This window comes from Halohasta sp. A2 (genome assembly GCF_056175805.1).
Genome location: NZ_JAQFWV010000043.1, coordinates 11,182 through 27,462, shown reverse-complemented (window position 1 = coordinate 27,462; position 16,281 = coordinate 11,182). Strand labels below are relative to the sequence as shown.

At 51.8% G+C, this 16,281-nt stretch carries 18 protein-coding genes and 2 pseudogenes; 7 read left to right on the top strand and 13 right to left on the bottom strand.

Annotated elements, in window-relative coordinates:
- Nucleotides 1-86: 86 nt before the first annotated feature.
- The 3 genes and pseudogenes from O2S87_RS12390 (at nucleotide 87) to O2S87_RS12380 (ending at nucleotide 1,815) form a co-directional block, all read left to right on the top strand.
- Complete coding sequence (locus O2S87_RS12390) at nucleotides 87-308, top strand: HepT-like ribonuclease domain-containing protein (protein WP_475409099.1); 222 nt, start codon at nucleotides 87-89, stop codon at nucleotides 306-308.
- Between the two features lie 54 nt (nucleotides 309-362).
- Nucleotides 363-569, top strand: a pseudogene (tnpA, locus tag O2S87_RS12385) (IS200/IS605 family transposase); the annotation flags it as partial.
- Nucleotides 570-573: 4 nt separating this feature from the next.
- Complete coding sequence (locus tag O2S87_RS12380; RefSeq protein ID WP_475409098.1) at nucleotides 574-1,815, top strand: RNA-guided endonuclease InsQ/TnpB family protein; 1,242 nt, start codon at nucleotides 574-576, stop codon at nucleotides 1,813-1,815.
- Nucleotides 1,816-1,829: 14 nt separating this feature from the next.
- On the opposite strand, the gene O2S87_RS12375 is transcribed toward O2S87_RS12380, so the two are convergent.
- Nucleotides 1,830-2,255 (bottom strand): type II toxin-antitoxin system VapC family toxin, encoded by a 426-nt coding sequence (locus O2S87_RS12375; RefSeq protein WP_475409097.1) that lies wholly within the window; start codon nucleotides 2,253-2,255, stop codon nucleotides 1,830-1,832.
- Complete coding sequence (locus tag O2S87_RS12370) at nucleotides 2,252-2,527, bottom strand: hypothetical protein (RefSeq protein ID WP_475409096.1); 276 nt, start codon at nucleotides 2,525-2,527, stop codon at nucleotides 2,252-2,254. The genes O2S87_RS12375 and O2S87_RS12370 overlap by 4 nt, the downstream gene beginning before the upstream one ends.
- Nucleotides 2,528-2,628: 101 nt before the next feature.
- Between O2S87_RS12370 and O2S87_RS12365 the strand changes: the two genes are divergently transcribed.
- Nucleotides 2,629-2,775 (top strand): hypothetical protein, encoded by a 147-nt coding sequence (locus O2S87_RS12365; RefSeq protein ID WP_475409095.1) that lies wholly within the window; start codon nucleotides 2,629-2,631, stop codon nucleotides 2,773-2,775.
- A 205-nt stretch (nucleotides 2,776-2,980) separates the two neighbouring features.
- Here the strand turns inward: O2S87_RS12365 and O2S87_RS12360 are convergent.
- From O2S87_RS12360 to O2S87_RS12340, 5 genes and pseudogenes are all read right to left on the bottom strand, one after another.
- Nucleotides 2,981-3,229 (bottom strand): annotated as a pseudogene (locus tag O2S87_RS12360) (zinc ribbon domain-containing protein); the annotation flags it as partial.
- Nucleotides 3,226-3,663 (bottom strand): toxin-antitoxin system TumE family protein, encoded by a 438-nt coding sequence (locus tag O2S87_RS12355; protein WP_475409094.1) that lies wholly within the window; start codon nucleotides 3,661-3,663, stop codon nucleotides 3,226-3,228. The gene O2S87_RS12355 and the pseudogene O2S87_RS12360, both read right to left, overlap by 4 nt.
- Nucleotides 3,656-4,231, bottom strand: coding sequence for a DUF7342 family protein (locus O2S87_RS12350; protein ID WP_475409093.1), 576 nt, complete (start codon nucleotides 4,229-4,231; stop codon nucleotides 3,656-3,658). The genes O2S87_RS12355 and O2S87_RS12350 overlap by 8 nt, the downstream gene beginning before the upstream one ends.
- 78 nt (nucleotides 4,232-4,309) lie before the next feature.
- On the bottom strand, nucleotides 4,310-4,519 hold the full coding sequence (locus O2S87_RS12345; protein ID WP_475409092.1) for a type II toxin-antitoxin system VapC family toxin: 210 nt from the start codon (nucleotides 4,517-4,519) through the stop codon (nucleotides 4,310-4,312).
- On the bottom strand, nucleotides 4,516-4,827 hold the full coding sequence (locus O2S87_RS12340; RefSeq protein ID WP_475409091.1) for an AbrB/MazE/SpoVT family DNA-binding domain-containing protein: 312 nt from the start codon (nucleotides 4,825-4,827) through the stop codon (nucleotides 4,516-4,518). Before O2S87_RS12340 ends, O2S87_RS12345 begins: the two co-directional genes overlap by 4 nt.
- A gap of 452 nt (nucleotides 4,828-5,279) precedes the next feature.
- On the opposite strand from O2S87_RS12340, the gene O2S87_RS12335 reads away from it, so the two are divergent.
- From O2S87_RS12335 to O2S87_RS12325, 3 genes are read left to right on the top strand one after another with little or no spacing between them, the layout of a single operon-like run.
- Nucleotides 5,280-5,672, top strand: coding sequence for a hypothetical protein (locus O2S87_RS12335; protein WP_475409090.1), 393 nt, complete (start codon nucleotides 5,280-5,282; stop codon nucleotides 5,670-5,672).
- A complete protein-coding gene (locus O2S87_RS12330) occupies nucleotides 5,669-6,574 on the top strand; it encodes a hypothetical protein (protein WP_475409089.1) in 906 nt (301 codons plus the stop codon). Before O2S87_RS12335 ends, O2S87_RS12330 begins: the two co-directional genes overlap by 4 nt.
- A 14-nt stretch (nucleotides 6,575-6,588) precedes the next feature.
- Nucleotides 6,589-9,057, top strand: a complete 2,469-nt coding sequence (locus O2S87_RS12325; protein WP_475409088.1) for an ATP-binding protein — start codon at nucleotides 6,589-6,591, stop codon at nucleotides 9,055-9,057.
- Between the two features lie 92 nt (nucleotides 9,058-9,149).
- Here O2S87_RS12325 and O2S87_RS12320 read toward each other — a convergent pair whose 3' ends face one another.
- The 6 genes from O2S87_RS12320 to O2S87_RS12295 all read right to left on the bottom strand — a co-directional run bounded on the left by O2S87_RS12320 (nucleotide 9,150) and on the right by O2S87_RS12295 (nucleotide 16,256).
- Complete coding sequence (locus O2S87_RS12320) at nucleotides 9,150-9,524, bottom strand: PIN domain-containing protein (protein WP_475409087.1); 375 nt, start codon at nucleotides 9,522-9,524, stop codon at nucleotides 9,150-9,152.
- Nucleotides 9,525-9,755 (bottom strand): AbrB/MazE/SpoVT family DNA-binding domain-containing protein, encoded by a 231-nt coding sequence (locus O2S87_RS12315; protein WP_475409086.1) that lies wholly within the window; start codon nucleotides 9,753-9,755, stop codon nucleotides 9,525-9,527.
- 788 nt (nucleotides 9,756-10,543) lie between these two features.
- Entirely contained in the window at nucleotides 10,544-11,740 is a 1,197-nt protein-coding gene (locus O2S87_RS12310) for an orc1/cdc6 family replication initiation protein (RefSeq protein ID WP_475409085.1), read from the bottom strand.
- A gap of 438 nt (nucleotides 11,741-12,178) precedes the next feature.
- Nucleotides 12,179-13,165, bottom strand: coding sequence for an NAD-dependent epimerase/dehydratase family protein (locus O2S87_RS12305; protein ID WP_475409084.1), 987 nt, complete (start codon nucleotides 13,163-13,165; stop codon nucleotides 12,179-12,181).
- 74 nt (nucleotides 13,166-13,239) lie between these two features.
- Nucleotides 13,240-15,036 (bottom strand): glutamine--fructose-6-phosphate transaminase (isomerizing), encoded by a 1,797-nt coding sequence (gene glmS, locus O2S87_RS12300; RefSeq protein WP_475409083.1) that lies wholly within the window; start codon nucleotides 15,034-15,036, stop codon nucleotides 13,240-13,242.
- Nucleotides 15,036-16,256, bottom strand: coding sequence for a sugar phosphate nucleotidyltransferase (locus tag O2S87_RS12295; protein ID WP_475409082.1), 1,221 nt, complete (start codon nucleotides 16,254-16,256; stop codon nucleotides 15,036-15,038). Before O2S87_RS12295 ends, glmS begins: the two co-directional genes overlap by 1 nt.
- Nucleotides 16,257-16,281: the final 25 nt, after the last annotated feature.

Below are 16,281 nucleotides of genomic sequence, written 5' to 3'. Positions count from 1 at the left end.
GGATAGTCTGGTTTGGGTGCTTCTGCAATGTCTGTATCTAGAAATTCGGCAGTTCAGCGACTCAGACAGGAGAATTTGTTATGTAAGTGATTCAATACGGGAGCTGTCTTGCGATAAACGGAGCAATAGACATTCTTTCAGTGGACACAGCCAAGGCGATGCAGGAGGCGGCTCGCTTCCGGAATGTCCTTGCACATACGTACAGATTCGACCTCGATAACGAGCAAATCTATCAACATCTGCAATCAGATCTACACTGGTTCCCGACATTTCTGACTGAAGTTCGTACAGCCCTCACAGACGACTGAGTGTGTGTCCCAGTCGTGCACTCTAAGAAAGTGGTTCGGAAATTCTGTTTTTCGTTCCGAGCGAAACCAACCACGGACCTCGTGAAGTTCATCAATACGGTCAAGGGCGCGACAGCCCGCCGTATCCGCAACGAGTACGCGGATGAACTGAAAAATGAACTGTGGGGCGACTCGTTCTGGAACGACTCGTACTGCCTCATCTCCACGGGGCAGGTGTCGCTGGATGTGCTGAAACAGTACGTCGAGAACCAACGCGAGTAGCGCCATGTACTACGCCTACAAATACTGTCTCAAGCCGTCCGACGCCCACCGCAAGGAGTTGGACCGTCACCGAGACATTTGTAGGCAACTGTATAATCACGCACTCTACCGTCTTAACGAGTACCAAGACGAACACGGTGAACTGCCCTCGATGACCACACTACGGTCGGAGCTCCCCGACCTCAAAAAGTGGTGGGACGGCCTCTCAGACGTGTACTCGAAGGTTCTCCAAACCGTCGTCGAACGCCTGTTTGATAACCTGAAAGGCCTCTCGGCGCTCAAGAAGAATGGCTACAGCGTCGGCCACCTCACGTGGAAGCCGCCACGGGAGTTCCGCAGTTTCACGTACAGTCAGTCTGGCTTCAAGCTCGACAAGAAGGGCGGTCAGACTGTGCTGTCACTCTCGAAACTCGCGGATATACCGATTCGGCTTCACCGTGCCATCCCCGACAACGCCAAACTCAAACAGGTCACGGTCAAGAAGGAACCGACGGGCGAGTGGTTCGCCACGTTCGGCATCGAACTGGACTGTGAACCTCCTGAACCGCCCGAGAACCCCGAGAAGTGCGTCGGTATCGATGTAGGGATTCTCAAATACGCTCACGACACTGACGGAACAGCGGTCGGGTCACTCGACCTCTCGAACGATCGCGACCGCTTGGAACGCGAGCAACGGAAGCTCTCGCGGAAGGAACACGGGTCGAACAACTACGAGAAGCAACGGCGTCGAGTCGCAAAGTGTCACGCGGACCTCCGACGAAAGCGCCGTGACTTCCTACACAAACTCTCGGCGTACTACGCTCGGGAGTACGACCTTGTGGCGGTCGAAGACCTGAACGTAAAGAGGATGATGGAACTTCCGTCGAACAGCCGCAACACCGCCTCTGCCGCGTGGCGGACGTTCCTCTCGCTGCTCAAATACAAGTGCGATCGAGCGGGGACGCACTTCGTAGCGGTCAACCCGAGAGGGACGACCAAAGAGTGCGCTTCGTGTGGCGTTTCGACGGAGAAGCCGTTGTGGGTCCGTGAACATTCGTGTCCCGCCTGCGGGTTTGAGGCGGACAGGGACGCGAACGCGGCGTGGAACATTCTTTCTCGCGGTCTACAAGATGTAGGAGTGGGATACTCCGAATCAACGCCTGTGGAGACTGCGCTCCCTGTGGATACGCCTGTATCTGCAAAGCGCGTCGTGGAAGCAGGAAGCCCTTTCCTCAAGGAGCGAACGGCTGACGCCGTGAGCGAGTAGGGTAGGGTAGTTCACTATCCCGGTTCGATGCGGTCGATGAGTCCATCGAAATCAGTGTCGAAACTTAACACTGCGTCGATACTACGTGACTCACACAGCGCGATGATTGACGCGTCGGTGAAACTGAGGTCGTGGTCGTTATATCGGCGAAATACTTCTAGGGACGCTTGGACGTCGTCCGGTTGGACGTGGAGTAGCTCAAAGACGTGGGGAAATGGTTCTTCACCGAGGATTCGACTGGCGACGGTGTTCGCGGCCTCGAATGACCCTGTTCGAGCACGCGTAAGCGTCACCGTTTCGTCAAAGATGTAGTCATTAGTGTAGGGTTGTCCGTACTCTCCATCGAGCAACGCATCGAATGCATCGACGGCGTGGTCGTGCCGAGCCGCATCCGTATCGTGATGCGCAAAGAACACGCCCGTGTCGACGAAGACACTCATCCGTACAGCACGTCGTCGATATCGTCTTCGGTCGTCGTGATGCCTGATGAGACCATCCCATCGTGAAATCTTTCACGGTTGGAGTCAGCAAGCGGAACCCACTCTTCTCGGAAGGAGTCGATGAGGTCGGCCTTCGACTCGATAGCACGCTCAACGAGCCGGGCGAGGATCTCCTGTTGGGTCACTCGTGTCCCCGTCTTTAGTCGAATCTCTGCCTGTAACCGTTCGATACGTGACTTGGTATCGTCGTCCATTTTCACTGATGTTGCCATACTATCTGGTAGCATATACTACCGAGTAAACCTTTCTACAGCTTCTGCTGATAGTTCCCTGTTTGTTTTATGACCTGCCAATACCGTATCTTTCAGGTCCAGTGAAACAGGAAGACGAGACGTTTGACGAGCTCCTCGAACGCCTCGCACTGAGCGAAAAGCCAATCAACATCGGTGCGTGGAGTGAGGAACAGGCTGACCAAGCCCGCGAGGCAGTGAAGCGTTCTCGGGAGAGTTTTCAACGGTGACGTTCCTCGATTCCTCGATTACTGGTGGATCCAGCCATACCATTCACCGAGGTCGACAATCTCGTTGCTGATACCTTCTGCACCATACTGGGTGAGGATCTCGTCTACTGTCCGATCTCGTCTACTGTCCGATCTCGTCTACTGTCCGAGCGAGTCCTTCTGGGTCGCTGTCCGGACGACTCTGATCGTAGTGAACTACCCCACCCTACTCGCTCACCGCTAACGCGGGTCGCTCGGTGAGGGTGGGGCTTCCTGATTCGATGACGCGCTTTGCAGATACGGGTGTATCCACAGGAAGCGCAGTCTCCACAGGCGTTGATTCGGAGTGTCCCACTCCTAGCTGTTTCAGACCGCGAGAAATAATGTTGATCGCCGCATTTTCGTCTCTATCCGCTTCAAATCCGCAGGAGGGACAGGAGTGTTCACGAACCCATAGCGGTTTCTCAGTTTTTACTTGTCCCAGAAGAGTTTGATTCTGTCATCAAGATGGGTCAGTACGTTGGAGAGTACATCACGCCAGTCGGTAGTATACTCTTCGTCTACTCCTGGTGTCGACGCATTTGGAGGTGGGTGGAAGTGCTCACGCGTATTGTGATCGTTTGGGTGACGGTCCCACCTACACTCCCATGGGTCTCCATGGTGGTGCTGCTCTGAGTAGTGGATGCTGAAGTCGTCGGTCTCGAACCAGCGGATCCGAAGATATGCACGCTGAATACCACCTGGGAAGTACCCCAAATTATAGTCCGCGACGACAGCATTCGGCGCGTACGCTGGTCGTGTTTCGACGGTTTCGAAGCGGTTGCTCCGGGCGAGGTGAGCGGCGATTCGATCAAGTATCTCGGTATCTGTAGGGCCGCGACTAGGTGAATCTGTGTTATCGTTAGGCATCGACGGGATCTCGTGTGACCCCAGAGAGAGGAGATTCCTGTCGTGCTGCATCCAGTAATGCGGCCTGTCGTTCGAGTGATTCCCACTCCGAGAGCTCTTCCCAGGCTGCCTCTGTGGTCAGCTTTTGGTTTCGCGTTGCTTCGATGAGTGAGACATCGTCGGGGTGTGCTGTCTCGAACCGTGTTCTGTAGGCTTCGATCTGGTCGACTACGTCTGCGAGTGCACTGACGATCTCTTGTTCAGAATACTCCTTGCGAATCCGGTTGAGACGTCGCCACTCAAAATACCCATCGTTGCGCTCATACCTGACTGGTCGACCGCTCTGTTCGATAACCATCCCCATCTCATCGAACCACTTGAGGTACTCCCGAGCCGTTTCGGTGTCGCACTCGGCGAGCTCAGCGATTGTCGAAACTTTTGTCGGCTTGCGAAGCCCGACTACAACATCGAGGAGTCGTTCTCGGATTGGTCCGCCTTTGAGTAGGGCGTCGGGTGATTCCAACTCGTCGAAATCAGGCGGTGAGTCTTCGGTCCCGTATGCGTTGTCTGGAATGTCTGTGAGATCCATCTGTGAGGGCCTCCGTACACCTTCTTTAGACGTGATGCGACATATACTTGTGGTTAACTGAATTATTTCTGCTTAGGGCTAGTGGGTGGAGGCGAGGGATGGCACTGTGGTCTGAAACCCGATTCGTGATCCGACATACAACACCTCTGTCTTTGTGACCGGACTGATGTACCCATCAATCTCTCCAGAGGCGACTTTGTCGATCCAGTCTTCGACTGTGTCACTGCCCGGCTCATCGTCTAAATAGGCGATCAGTGGTTCCGTATCGAACACCAGTCGACCTATCATTCAGTCGACTCCTCGCCCGAATAACGGTCGACCAACTCGTCGACTTTCTGTTTATCTCGCTTCCGTTCGTCGCGGAGAACTGCCGTTGCTGGACGCTCATCCGCACCCTCGCGCTGTAGTCCCCGAAATTCACGCATCGATCCGATCGGCCGAACCACGATCTCACCGTCTTCAGTTTCGACGAATTTCACCCGCCCGGGAGCAGATATCCCGTGTTTCTCCCTGAATTGTTTCGGAATCGTCGCTTGACCTTTTTCGGTCACCGAGACGATATGCTCTTCACCGCCCTGTTCAGTATTACTCGACATAGGTAATAATTCGAATTGGAAATGGTTAGGTCTGTTTGTCCTATCGATACTCAACGGTCCAAGCTACCTTTTGGGAGAAGCAAAGTCACGAATCAACCAGTCGGGTATTCTGTATTGTCCAGGCTCAAATAAAAAGCAAAGCAAGTCGACTGGAAGTCACCCGCAGGTGGAACGCCCGAGTATCAATACGCACTGCTCAGTCGAAGTGGATCCAAACAATCTGTCCGAGAAGCAGCCGCAGAAGACGACATGCTTCGTCTGTTCACACTTGCTGATGTTGTGGAAACCCTCAACTCAACACGTGATGTACCAAGCGCGAATTAAGACGTAAGTACGTACGGTGACTGCATGAGTGGTTTGTTGTACAAATTGAATGAGAGAACAGATTGTAATTCTCATAATTGATAACGCTAGGGAAATAATTATGTGAGAGAAATTTTGAATGTAAACTCATGGCACAAATACCAATCCGGCACAGGATAATGATGATAGTATTTACCACATTCATAGGTGCTATCATACTTTCACTTTTCGACTTGGGAAGTTCATCTATCTTACGTGATTTCTTTCCAGACGTATTTTCAGTTGAGTTATGGGTTTTTAATACCTTTTTGTATATTTTGCTCCTGATGGTGATAATTTCACTCGTAATTGGTTATTTAGTATACAATTTCAGCGAACATATGATCTATGCGTGGATAAATCTCAAACACAGATATAAGCATCCAAACACATCTCTGAACATTTTTAGTTTGGTGGCAAAGAGAAATGCACCCATGAAAAAATACAACAGAAGGCTACTGACTGGGGAAAAGCCTCACTCCAAGGACGAGACAGACAAATGATCTACACTGAGTCAATTGATGATAAACAGTGGTATTATGTTGATGGTGTTACAGAGATCACGACCGAACTAAATACTCTCTTTAGAAGAATTAATGGAGATTGTGTACATAAAACTGGTAACATTTTTCATGTTATCCTAACTACGGGAAACACACGTGACGTGGATCTTTATGTTTCATCGAATGTAGAGAATATCAACTCCAGTGAATTATTCGATGACAAAGCTGAAAAAATATCCACTTTGAGTCCGCTCTCTGAATGGAATCTATCTCACTTTGTAACCAGTGCATATCAATTAAACTACGACCCGAGTGCAAAGATCTCGGCACCAGTTTTTGACAGGCATAATACAGAAAACCAAGTTAATGTTGACCCCCTCAATCCTCCAGGTATATTAACTGAGTTCGAGAGTGCTATTGACAAACTCAGATCATCAGATAACCCTCGTCTCCTAAGCTTAGCAATTTGGAAATATTATACGATTGAAGACGATGATAGTGTAACAACTGACAGTTTCACCACTTCTGTTGAGACCTCTGATAGTCAATCGGTATTTGGACAAGTGCTTGGTTTGTTAGGAAAATCGCTAAATTACGGGCGATGTGACAAATCGTGTCACGGAAAGCCAAAATACATTTTCAGGCCTATTGAGTTGGTTACTAACGGAGCATTTCCGGTCGATGAGAAACTTGCGATTAGTGCATATAAGTCGCTTGGGCGTAATTTACGAAACGTTTCTATCACAGAATATGATGCTACGACGGCTCTTTCGGATATTGTATACCAGAAGTTACCACCAGAGATTGTTCACCGTACCTTATTAAGCTCATTCGACAATAGAAATGGGAAATCAACAATTATTTTGGTGGGTTCTAATGCAAACTCAGTTTTGGGTGCGTGACAGAGGTGTAGATCGTGTCTGATCAATCTCCTCTTCCAGACGGTTTTGATCTTCGTCGAGAAGTTCCTCGTGAATCTATCCTATCAAGCTACACCGGTAATGAACTCACACTTGGTCAGTGTTACAGGAACACACATACGCTATCAGATGCTATTTTTTCGATTCCACCCTCATTACAACGACGGCACATCGCTCATCTGGCAAATTCTGGAGAAGGTAAAACAACAACCGCTCAGCTGGCTTGCTTGCACAATGCGCGTTCAACTAAAGGGATTGATTTTGTCGTCGATCCAAAAGGTGGTTTTGCGGATGACTTCCTACCGATGTGGTTTCAAGAGACTGGCTCTCTTGAGAATCTCACTGTGATTGATGCCGCAACAGTTCTTCCACGACTTCCACTCTTTGATTTGCGGCCATATCTCAATCACACGGAAATCGACATTAGTCGACAACGCCTCGTAGAAATAGTTGTCGACGGTGCAATCGGTGTCTTTGAGGCAGCTTCGTTTGATTCTGGAGGATTTCGTGAGGCGTCTCAGTCCATCGAATTGTTACGTTCAGTATTATTCGGGCTGTTTCATTCGGGTATCGATTATTTTTCAATTGAAGATCTAATCACTGAAATGAATAGTATCTCAGAGGGCACATTTAGTGTCGGAGTCTCGGACATACGCTTTCAGCAGTTACTTGACCAGATGACCACGGACTCCCCAAAGATGCGTCGCGCATTGGCTAATGGTGCGATACGTCGTCTTGCACCGATCGTCCGCAGTAGCCTTACTGCCGATGCATTCGGATCCCCACCCACAGATCCAGATAATCAGTGGGATTTCTTTGCTAGCCTAGATTCAGATGAGGTGGTGATTTTTGATTTGGGTGGACTCAACAGTTTCCGGCGCGAACTTTTATCAAGAATTATTGTTAGCCGATTTTTCATTGCAGGTCGACTCAGACAGCGTTCTGACAAAGCAAGTCATCCACTAGCTAACTTATATCTTGACGAGGCACATACATTTAGCGAGTCAAGGATCCTCTTGGATCTGCTTTCGGAAGGGCGAGCCTTCGATATCAGCCTCTATCTGATGAGCCAGTTGTTAGCGCAGTTTTCCGACGAAGCTCGGGCCCATATTAGCGGTAACATCGGCACACTAGTCGTTGGACAATCTGATTCGCTTGCGGCCCAGGCTGCATTGAATCATCGATTCTCTGAGATCGAAGCCAAACGTATTACTGGGACGATTCCAGTTGGCGACTGGCTTGTCAGGACACGGGCTCCCCGTGGCGAGCCACCATTTGATCCATTCGTAATCGGTGCAATGCCGTTGCCTAAGGGCCACCCAGATAGCGAGCACGATATAAGTGAGAGCGAACAGGCCAGTTGTGATGCTGCAATTCGATCGATGTACGAACAATCGAAATCCCGTCGTGACGTGGTGACTGAAGTTGAGAGTACGACCACAAAAGGGATGTCGGATGCCGAGATCGCCCGTGGACTTCGCCATACGCTGTGGACGAGTTCGCTTCCCGATGGACTAGAGTATGATTTGGAATCCGATACGGTTCGATGCGAGTCGGTAGACGAAACGTTTGCCCCAACATTTGATGGCGTTTGCGATGCGGCTCGTAGCTGTTATCGAGACAAGTCGCTCGACGAACTCGACTTGCCAATCGTTGATATTGGGCTCAATGTAGATCCATGGGACGTCAAAACAGCTCCAGTGACACTTCGCCAGCTCATGTTTTTGCGCCTAATAGAGAAGGCTCAGCGGCGAGCGATAGACACGCAAGCGTGGGACATTGTTACAGAGACGATGACGCCACTCCGTGATGAAGTCGGCTGTAGCAGTGCAGATGAGGCCCAAATCAAAGAGCTGGGTCTGATTAGTCTTCAGACAGAACTACGGGGGAAATTCTACCATCTTACTGACGACGGTCGGAAGTTGATGCGCGATCTCCGTGGCGGAGCCGATCCGCCAGAACGGAAGTATGGCGATGCAAACGAGTCTCCGGCTCACATTAGGGGTGTTGAGAAAGCTGCTCGGGCACTCGAAGAGCTCGCTCAAACAGCCTCTTCACCAGTTCACCGTGTAGAGCGTTACTGGAGTCCACCCGACCTGCGAACACGACTTGATCTCGTTGGGTTGGGTGTCGACGACGAGCCAGTGGTGACCGTCGAAGTCGAACGACCAACGCACGACTTCCACACCGGTGTACCTGCAGATTATGATGCGATGGCCGACTGTGAGCCCGCGGCTGCTGTGTGGATTGTGGCCAATCGTGAAGTGGGCCACCGTGTCGTTGATGCCCTTGTTGGGTCGACGGCTAGTGAGTCACGGATCCCGCTTGATCCCACTGAAGTCAAAAGTCCGAATACACCACTTGAACGATATTCGTTTACTGCACCTGGCTGTACGGCAATCCGGACCTACTCGGCGGTGACTCCCGAGTTGTTCGATCAATTGATTGTTGAGGGAGAAAATTGATTGGAGTCGGCGGAGTCTTTCGTACTACTTGACTTCTATATGACATATAGTACGAGTACAGACCCGCAGTTACTGGCTTGAATGGGGGGAGGTCAATCTTCGATCACTGTCTTCAGGTCGACTTGCGGGGCGAATCCCTCGTATGCGTCGTCACTGGAAACGATAGTGTCTCCGTTTGATTCGACTATGTGTAGAGCGTCGAATGGTGTGAATCCGTGGTCTTCGACGTACGTCGCCGCTGCAACCACCGTCTCAACGTCGCCACGAATTTCGACAAGATTGGCTGCGTTGGTGACGACTCGTTCTGTATCTTTGTCTTCTCGATACGCCACTAACATCAGTTCAATAAGAGTGAATTGGGAAGTCCACAGTTTGTCATGGTAAGTTTGGTATACCGTTTCAGCAGCCTCTCCGAGCCAATCTTCGTCTTTTATCAGTGCAAGAAGAAAATCAGTTTCTGCATACATTCAGTTTCCTGCCTCGTCCAATGCCATCTTTCGTGCCTCCGTTCGGAGCGACTCAACTGTTTTCTCTACGTCTGCGAACTCATCTCGGAGCGCATCAAGTGGGTCTTTCTCAATTGGAACTAATTTGATCCCGTCGTGAATCTCAACGATATGGTACCGGTCTCCGTACTGTTCACGAACCTTCTTTGGGAGCGTTAGGCGGCCTCGTTCATCAAGTGTCACATCAGACATATCCGAGCATATGGTGGGTAGAAATAAGAATCTTCCCCGCTTTATCACATGTGCCCACTGGCTAATGGTGAACTAGTTTACTTCGACTGATCGTTCATTGCAGAAGAGGCGTTCGGACTATTTCCGTTCGTGATCTTTCGGGAATCTGTGAGGAAGACGAAGTTAAATGGGTCCCTCGGAGTCGACATGCCATCTTCAATATCCACTCGCGGACGTTCAGCCGATTCAATACACGGTTCTGTATTGTGCACGCGATCATATTATCTGGTGCATAATGATTAACCGCAATCAAGAACTGGAATGGCTTACCCCTCATGTCGCTTGCAATGGGTGTCAATGCTCGTTGTGTTTGGTCGACTTCGTGTTGGCAAAACCACGTTGGTGACCGGAGCACTCGAAACGCTTCCAAAGGACTTTGTATACCATCTTTGTGACCCGTGAGATTCGGCATTCAACGCTACACAGTTCGCCAGCAGGTGTGCAGAGAGGGTTGATGATGTTTCGCATGCCCTCATGAGATTTATAGATGTCTTCGAATATCTCAAACGGCAGGTTGACGGACCATCTGGCTAGTGGCCAAAATTGAGCCACCGTGTTGTCGATACGCTTGTTAGGTCGACGATAGGACGCGAATATCTCACAGACAAACTAGTTTCGTGTACACCCCTCATTTCGTCTGTTCTTTGTACTACGCTAGAGGACTGTTAAGGTAGAGAAACTACACCGACAGAACTGACCACACACCCCTCATTTCGTCTGTTCTTCTGATACGGTCACACGGTAACTCACTACTCTTCGGCTTCGATTGACTGTCGAGTCTCGATGATAATTTCTGGATCGAGTGTAAGCTCATACTGATAGTGCGCACCGCCTGCTCGGCCTTCGTTCTGTTCAGTGCGTTCGAGAAATCCCAACATCGTGAGGTCTGAAAGATGATTTTGGATACTCTTGAGAGTGGTCAGTGGATCGTGGTTCCACTCTTCGGTGATGTTCACATACATTGTTTGGATTTCTTTCGAGCGGACAGGGGCTTGGCCACGAGATTCAAGATGGGCAAGCGCCTCCAAGATAAGTTGTCCATGCATTGTTTGATCACGAAGTTTGTCTTGGACGCGACCTCGTTGGACTCTCTTTGCAGCAATCTCGATGTGGGCATCTGTGATTGTTTCTGCTCCTTGCTCTTCGGCAACGTCGCCACCTTCACGGAGGAGGTCTATTGCTTGCCGGGCACTCCCTGTGTCTTTTGCAGCTCTTGCAGCAGCTAGTCGGATTGCGGAATCATCACAGACGCCATCAAACAAAGCTTTCTCAGCGCGTTCGGAGAGAATTGATTGTAATTCCTCGGCGTCATACGGTGAAAACGCCAGTTCTTTTTCCATCAACGTGTCTTTCACTTTCGGGCTTAGCGACGATCGGAACGTGTAGTTGTTACTGATCCCGATGACACCAACACGTGCGGCATCCAGATGTCCATTTGCTCGCGCTCGCGGGAGTTCATACAGTAGTGAATTTGGGTCCGAAAGGTGGTCGATTTCGTCGAGAATGAATAGGAACGTCCCTCCAATTACTTCCATTTCCTCATAGAGTGTTTCGAGTGCGTGGGATGTTGAGAGGCCTGTTTCAGGAAATTGCTTTCGTTGATCGTCCCGAATACTATTGATTAACGAACGTACCGTACGGTATACACTATCATCGTTGCAGTTTCGAAAATGAACGTGCAACTCATCAGCGGCATCTCGGCACTGTACCTCTTTTTGTAGTGCGTCCATGATGTACTCGGTGACTGCAGTCTTTCCGACGCCGGTTTTCCCGTACAGAAACACGTTCGATGGATTTCGACCAAAGAGCACATCTTTGAGCGCTGTTCGGTAGGAGTCTATCTCGTCATCTCGTTCGACTATGACGTCTGGACGGTACTCTTCGGAGAGAATTGATTTGTCCTCGAAGAGAGTTTCAGTCATATCTGCAAAGAGGTCCTCACTCATTTCAATATATGAGGTAACAATAGTACCTGATAAAAAGGTGTTGTTTCGTTTGTTTCGTTTGTTTCGTTTGTTTTGTCTGATTTGGGTCTCTGGAAAGGGTTACTGACCGCTATCGGTTTGTAGTTCAAAACAGACGAAACAAGGGGTGTGAGGAGTTCACTTGTTTTGATGAATGTTTGAACTCGAACAGACGAAATGAGGGGTGTCACAGTTTACTCACTGTATCGAACACTCTATCTTACAGAGAGAACAGACGAAATGAGGGGTGTGGGGATTCCAAAACAGAGATTGGTCAGTAGTAGTGCCAAGATACACCCACCGAGTTCATACTTATTAGTGATCTTGTCTGTATCTTTAGGAACATTGTGTCTGATTAGAGGCAACTCCGGGTACGATAGTACTCTGTATAAACTGTCTACATGGGTGGGGACAAGGTGATTATGAACTGAGGACTAACGGCTCGTACCACTCTCTATTTTGCTCATACCAATCAATGAAGTCGCCCACGCCTTCACGGATATCACGAGACGGTTCATACCCAATCAGCTTGTCGGCTTTCGAAATATCTGCATGTGTGTGTTCGGCATCGCCATCACGAGCTTCGGTAAATTCTATTTCGAGATTTGGATTAATCTCGTCACGAACGACTTTTGCGAGTGTGAGGATGTCTATGTTGTCTGTCGACCCGATGTTCATGACTTCGCCGTCAGCGCTGTTGTCGGTCAGGAGACTGTGGTTCGCGTCGACGATATCGTCAATGTAGGTGAAGTCCCGTGTCTGCTTGCCATCACCGTAGATCTCTGGAGATTCACCACGCATACACCGGGAGACGAAGTTACTGATCGCCATATTGGGTCGCATCCGTGGGCCGTAGACGGTAAAGTAGCGCAGCGAGACGGTCGGGAGGCCGTAGACTTCGTTGTACACGCGTGCGAAGTGTTCAACAGCGAGTTTTGAGACGCCGTAGGGTGAGACCGGCTCGTTTGGGTGATCTTCGTCGTACGGGAGGTATTCGGGCTTCCCGTAGACGCTTGACGAGGAGGCGTTGACGACACGGTCGACATCGTATTTGCGGGCGGCTTCGAGAATTGTTTGGGAGCCGTTGATATTGTACTCGGTGACTTTGGTTGGCTCTTTGACGCTCGCGCGAACGCCTGCTTGGGCAGCTTGGTGGTAGATGACGTCGACATCTTTGACGAGCTCGTCGACGAGAGTTTTGTTTGTAGTTGAGCCTTCGATAAACTCGTAACTGCCTGTAGACTGTTCGGCTGCCTCGCGGGCGACATCGATATTGTGCTCTTTGAGTCCTATATCGTAGAACGGTTCGAGTAAGTCGAGGGTGGTGACGTCGTGTCCCGCGTCGACAAAGGATTTGGCGAGGTGACCGCCGATGAAGCCAGCCCCACCTGTGACGAGGATGTTCATACAGTTGTGTGTGACAGATAAGGGAAAGACGTTACCATCTTAGTGCTATCCTCGCTGTTGTCTATATTCTATAGTTATTCTACAGTAACGCTTTTAGCGAGGTTTCGTGGCTTGTCGATCGGTCGACCAAGCGCATTGGCCAGATAATAGGAAAACAACTGTAATTGGACGTTTGCAAGCACAGGGGCTGCCCGTTCGTCCGTGTCCGGAATCATGAGCTTCTGGTCGGCGATCTCAGCAGCATCCGACTCGCCATCAGTCACGGCGATAACTGGTGCGCCACGGGCTTGGACTTCCTTTATATTGCCGAGCGTTTTTCGGGCGCGGTCGTCGTCACCGGTGACGACTGCGAACACTGGTGTCTCAGGGGTTACAAGTGCGAGCGGGCCGTGTTTGAGTTCGCCTGCCGGAAATCCTTCGGCGTGTTCGTAGCTGATCTCCTTACACTTGAGTGCGCCTTCGAGTGCGACGGCGACGTTCGTCCCACGCCCAATGAAGAAATACGCCTCGCTATTGCCATATTCATCAACCACTACCTCGGCGGCTGAAGAATCGAGAATCGATTGCACGTCATCTGGGAGGTTGCGGAGCGACTCGATTACGGGTCGGAGATCCCGTGGTCCGTCGACCAGCTCCTCGGCCAAGAGGTTACACCCTACGAGCTGTGAGGAGAAGGTCTTGGTCGCCGCAACCCCGATTTCGGGTCCGGCGCGAATGTAGACGGTGTGGTCACACTCGCGGGCAGCTGTCGAGTTGACGGTGTTGGTAAGTGCGAGTGTACTGACTCCACGGCCGTTGGCGTCCCGCAGGGCGGCGAGTGTGTCGGCGGTCTCGCCGCTTTGTGTAATCCCGATGACGAGCGTCCATAGGCTGACTGGTGGGGGTGACAGCGCGTATTCGCTTGCGAGATACGCCTCCGCCGGAATCCCCATCTCTCTGAGGATCGCCGCGCCATAGAGAGCGGCGTGGTAGGAGGTTCCGCAAGCGACGAACTGCACTGCGTTTGGCTGAGGAATCTCGTCGACTTCTTCGAGCGTGATGGTTCCGTCAAGGGCGTCAGTTCTTCCTGATAAACACTGCCTGAGAGCGGTGGGTTGTTCGTGTATCTCCTTGAGCATGTAGTGGTCGTAGCCGCTTTTGCCGGTGGCTTCGGCCGTGTAAGAGACCGTTTCGAGGTCGACCGCTACGGGCTGTCGTTCTCCGTTGAGCACCGTATAGCCATCTGCGGTGGCGATCACGCGGTGGCCGTCTTCGAGAAAGACGACCTCGCGGGTATGGTCGACGAACGCTGGGACATCGCTGGCCAGATAGGTACAGTCGTCGCCGACGCCGACGACCAGCGGTGAGCCCTGTCGGGCGGCGAAGATCGTATCACTGCCGTCGATAATTGCCGCAATTGCGTAGCTTCCCTCCAGTCGGTCGACCGTCTTGTGGAAGGCAGTCTCGGGACTTTCCCCCGCAGTCAATGCTTGGGAGATGAGATGTGGGACGACCTCGGTGTCGGTGTCGCTACTGAAGGTGACTCCCTTGTTCTGGAGTTCGCCCTTCAGTTCGGCGTAGTTCTCGATGATTCCGTTATGGACAACTGCGACCTGTCCGTTATTGTCGGTGTGTGGATGGGCATTTCGGTCGTTCGGAGGGCCGTGGGTACTCCAGCGGGTATGGCCGATGCCGTATGTTCCGGTTGGGTTGTTTGCGTCGACGACTTTAGCGAGCGCATTGAGTTCCCCAGCCTTGCGGAGGATGGTCATTGAGGGACCGAGAGCGATCCCCGCCGAATCATAGCCACGGTATTCGAGGCTTCGGAGGCCGTCCATCAGTACGTCGACAGTCCCATCACCACAGCCGATACAGCCAACGATCCCACACATCAGCGGACCACCTCACTGCCTCCGTCAACGTGACCTCGGACGACGACGCCATCGCCGATAGTTGCGCCGGAACCGACCAACGCGCCGGGTTCTAGGGTTGCCCCGCCGCCGACGTTGGCGCGGTCGGCGATGACGCCGCCGAGGTCGACATCGCTGTAGACCTGCTCGCCGAGGACGACATCAGCAGGACCCCCAGCGGCAGTGAGTGCGGCACCGATCTCACAGCCCTGCCCGACGACGAGTTCGGTGGCGGTGCTGTTCGGGCCAATGGTGGTGTCGGTGTCGACGACGACATCGCGGAGTACCGCGCCCGCACCGATGGTTGTACTTGAGCCGATGGCGGCATAGGGTCCGACGACTGCCCCGGCCTCGACGACGACCTCGCTGTCGACGACGACTGGCCCGACGAGCGTCGCGTCGGGGTGGATGTGGGCGTCGTCGTGGACGTATATGTCGGTATCGACGGCCGGGGCGTCGACCCAGTTGCGAGAGAGGAGTTCCCGGGAGAGAGAAAGTAGATCCCACGGGTGGGTGGCATCCATCCAGAAGTGATCGGTTCGGATACCACTGACTCTGTGATCCCCAGTGCCGATCAGTTGTTGGAGAGCGTCGGTGAGTGGGAGCTCTCCGCGATCAGCCGAAAGTTCTTCGAGCGTTTCGAAAATCTCCTCAGAGAAGGCATAAACACCAGCGTTGAACAGCCGAAACTCTCCACTTGTCGGTTGTTCAATCAGCTCCGTTATGATGTCTCGTTTAAGTCGGACCGCGCCGTATTCGACTGCCTCCGGGCCTTCGACGACTGCCAACGTTGCAGTGGCGTCGGTGTGGGCACTGCTGACTGCTTCGACGATCCGGTGATCGATGATCTGATCGCCGTTGACGAGCAGAAATGAACCGGCAGGTCCGTCTCGGGCTTGTAAGAGGGCGTGGCCGCTCCCAAGTTGGTTCGTCTGAGTGTGGTAAGTAATTCGCACCCTACGGTAGGTAGAACCGAAATGTGAGCGGACCCGGTTGGCTTGGTACCCCACGACAAGATGGAGGTCGTCGACACCAGCATCGATTAGCGCGTTAAGAACGTGTTCAAGAATCGGGCGAGTTCCGGCCAAAAGCATCGGTTTGGGCCGGTTAGCTGTGAGGGGCCGGAGTCTGATTCCTTCGCCTGCGACCAGCACGACAGCTGAAGAGGGAGGGAGGTCGTCGACGGCAGAAACGTCTGACATACTGTGGCGTTTGTCTGTTTGGACT

Coding starts and splice junctions, on each gene's coding strand:
- O2S87_RS12305 (WP_475409084.1), bottom strand. CDS start 13,165: ATGAACATCCTCGTCACAGGTGGGGCTGGCTTCATCGGCGGTCACCTC.
- O2S87_RS12375 (WP_475409097.1), bottom strand. CDS start 2,255: ATGAGTGTCTTCGTCGACACGGGCGTGTTCTTTGCGCATCACGATACG.
- glmS (WP_475409083.1), bottom strand. CDS start 15,036: ATGTGTGGGATCGTTGGCTGTATCGGCTGTGGTGATGGGACTGTCGAC.
- O2S87_RS12355 (WP_475409094.1), bottom strand. CDS start 3,663: ATGCCTAACGATAACACAGATTCACCTAGTCGCGGCCCTACAGATACC.
- O2S87_RS12370 (WP_475409096.1), bottom strand. CDS start 2,527: ATGGCAACATCAGTGAAAATGGACGACGATACCAAGTCACGTATCGAA.
- O2S87_RS12320 (WP_475409087.1), bottom strand. CDS start 9,524: ATGTATGCAGAAACTGATTTTCTTCTTGCACTGATAAAAGACGAAGAT.
- O2S87_RS12330 (WP_475409089.1), top strand. CDS start 5,669: ATGATCTACACTGAGTCAATTGATGATAAACAGTGGTATTATGTTGAT.
- O2S87_RS12340 (WP_475409091.1), bottom strand. CDS start 4,827: ATGTCGAGTAATACTGAACAGGGCGGTGAAGAGCATATCGTCTCGGTG.
- O2S87_RS12350 (WP_475409093.1), bottom strand. CDS start 4,231: ATGGATCTCACAGACATTCCAGACAACGCATACGGGACCGAAGACTCA.
- O2S87_RS12310 (WP_475409085.1), bottom strand. CDS start 11,740: ATGAGTGAGGACCTCTTTGCAGATATGACTGAAACTCTCTTCGAGGAC.
- O2S87_RS12380 (WP_475409098.1), top strand. CDS start 574: ATGTACTACGCCTACAAATACTGTCTCAAGCCGTCCGACGCCCACCGC.
- O2S87_RS12345 (WP_475409092.1), bottom strand. CDS start 4,519: ATGATAGGTCGACTGGTGTTCGATACGGAACCACTGATCGCCTATTTA.
- O2S87_RS12295 (WP_475409082.1), bottom strand. CDS start 16,256: ATGTCAGACGTTTCTGCCGTCGACGACCTCCCTCCCTCTTCAGCTGTC.
- O2S87_RS12315 (WP_475409086.1), bottom strand. CDS start 9,755: ATGTCTGATGTGACACTTGATGAACGAGGCCGCCTAACGCTCCCAAAG.
- O2S87_RS12335 (WP_475409090.1), top strand. CDS start 5,280: ATGGCACAAATACCAATCCGGCACAGGATAATGATGATAGTATTTACC.